Origin of the sequence: Moorena sp. SIO3B2 (assembly GCF_010692525.1) — a bacterium.
GTDB classification, from domain to species: Bacteria; Cyanobacteriota; Cyanobacteriia; order Cyanobacteriales; family Coleofasciculaceae; genus Moorena; species Moorena producens.
On the sequence record NZ_JAAHHE010000720.1, the window covers coordinates 1 to 2,085 of the forward strand.

Annotated in this window: 2 protein-coding genes and 1 pseudogene; 1 reads left to right on the forward strand and 2 read right to left on the reverse strand. The window is 43.5% G+C overall.

The window, feature by feature from the left end; genetic code table 11:
- Positions 1-174 precede the first annotated feature (174 nt).
- Both F6K38_RS44675 and F6K38_RS40250 read right to left on the reverse strand, forming a co-directional pair.
- A pseudogene (locus F6K38_RS44675) lies at positions 175-596 on the reverse strand (class I SAM-dependent methyltransferase); the annotation flags it as partial.
- 35 nt (positions 597-631) lie between these two features.
- Positions 632-1,180, reverse strand: coding sequence for a hypothetical protein (locus F6K38_RS40250; protein WP_287360457.1), 549 nt, complete (start codon positions 1,178-1,180; stop codon positions 632-634).
- Between the two features lie 93 nt (positions 1,181-1,273).
- On the opposite strand from F6K38_RS40250, the gene F6K38_RS40255 reads away from it, so the two are divergent.
- Positions 1,274-1,645 carry a zinc ribbon domain-containing protein gene (locus F6K38_RS40255; RefSeq protein WP_287360459.1) on the forward strand — a complete coding sequence of 124 codons (372 nt, stop codon included), beginning with the start codon at positions 1,274-1,276 and terminating at the stop codon, positions 1,643-1,645.
- Positions 1,646-2,085: the final 440 nt, after the last annotated feature.

Consider the following 2,085-nt stretch of genomic DNA (forward strand, 5'->3'; position numbering starts at 1 on the left):
CTTCTGTTTTTCATTTTCTTCTACTAATTTCACCATCTGAGTAAAAGTCTCAATTCTTACCCCACAAAGGCGTTTGAACTCCTGGTTAGTTAAATCTTTAACTTTTTGATAGGTCATTATTTTCCCTTATACTGACCCATTTATATCTTTTTTATTGGACTTTTGCAAGAGGTCTATTGACATAACTATGGCACCATTGCTAACAAGCGATCGCTTTATATCCTTAAGTACCCTAACCATGGAAGCACGAGGAATATGAATCAGGGATGCATTGGCAAAGATCCCATCAAAGCTCTTTGGTGGCAGCTTGAGGTTCAGAAACGATTGCTGCCAAACCTCGCATCCTGAAACCTGTTGCGCCATCTTCACAAATGCTGGTGTAGCATCGAGACCAATCACTTGATGACCCTGGTCTTTAAAGGCAACCAAGTCTCTACCAGGACCACCTCCTAATCCAGAATCTTGCCTGGATTACGGGGCATAGCATCCAGCAAGGCGTTGCGATTTTGAGACACATCGTGATTCCAGGTGCCTTCCCGGAAAGATTCTGCTGTTGCTTGATACTCAGCAATTGTTACTATTTCGTGATCTTCCACAATAGTTCAACCTGGTGATACTGAAGCAAATTTTACTATTTAGCTAATAACTGGATAATAAACTCAGCCGCAGTGATATAAATTCGTTGTGGTGGTTGCTCACCTAATGGCACCATTACCCACCAGCCTTGGCACTGACAAGGGCTACGCCACAAGTCCAAATGGCCTATTGGGGGTGTTGCATAGAAACTGTCTTCCCCTGCTCCCAATAGCGCTGAACTCCAGTGGGTAAAGTAATCGTGACTAATCCGGTGGATGGGAAAATTGCCATACAGAGGCACACCCCAGCCATCAATAGCAATCAATGCTTGGATGGAACCTCCCAGTAGCTGCCAACTCCAAGCTGCTGCGATCGCACCCACTACCCCAGCACTGAAGCTGATCAAGACTATGGGAGTCTTCACCAAACCAATGTGACCTTGCAAGAACTCTAAAATATGAATAGCGGAGTAAGCTGGGTAGTCCTGAGCTGGAAAAACTAACACTTTCTCAGTCCAGGGACTTAATAAATCCAAACTTGCTAAAAAATCTTGGGTCAGTTGGGGGTCATGGATACCGGGGCAAATAATTAAGTACGGGGACATGATTAAACGGCAAAGAGGCAAAGAACAGGAATCAGCTGGATGTGCAAGACAGTTAAGATGAAGAAATGACTATTGAGAAATGACTATTGACTAATGATCAATTGTCCCAAATGCCATCAACCTATCAATAGGAAGGTGATTACCTGTCCCCATTGTGGAGCAATCCTGAAAGCCTATGGTCATCCGGGGATTACCTTACACCAAACCACAGGAGATACCCCCTTGTGTGAAACCTGTACCTATCATGCTGATGATACCTGTACCTTTCCTCAACGTCCCTATGCTAAGCAGTGTACCCTTTACGAGGATAGTTCCGAAAGTACCTCAGAGCCTGAGCAGATTTATAATCCCCAGCGTGGCTTACTCGAATCCGTCAGGCTTTGGTGTCAAAGAAACCCAGCCTTGCTAGGTCTATTGGTATTAATCGCTGCTAGCTTTTTGCTAGCCCTGATGGCCAGTAGTTAAGGTCAACTAGTATTCCTTCAAAATTGAATTGACGTAAGCATTCAGCTATCAGCGTGTCGCGTATCAGCTTATGGGCTATGGGCACGCTACTTGAGGTGCTTTTGAATAAAAGAGGTAAGGGACTTGCGTGTAAAAAAAATACCAATTAAAGTAGGGTGGGCAAAGTAATATTATTTAGAATAATCAAAAGAAACAAACTGTTTTTGCCCACCCTACAAGCTAGTACTCCGTCAAAATTGAATTCACTAGACATGATAGTACTAAGCGCTACGAAATTGACAGATTACTAGTAGCGGGTGAGTCGGTTGGTATGGTCTGTGAGGTGTCTACTTGCAAATGTTCTTTAACCGTAATTTTTTGTTCTTCACACACCTCTAAATCAAACCAGAATGTTGTCCCAACTCCCACTTCACTGACTAAGTTTACTCGGCTATGATGTC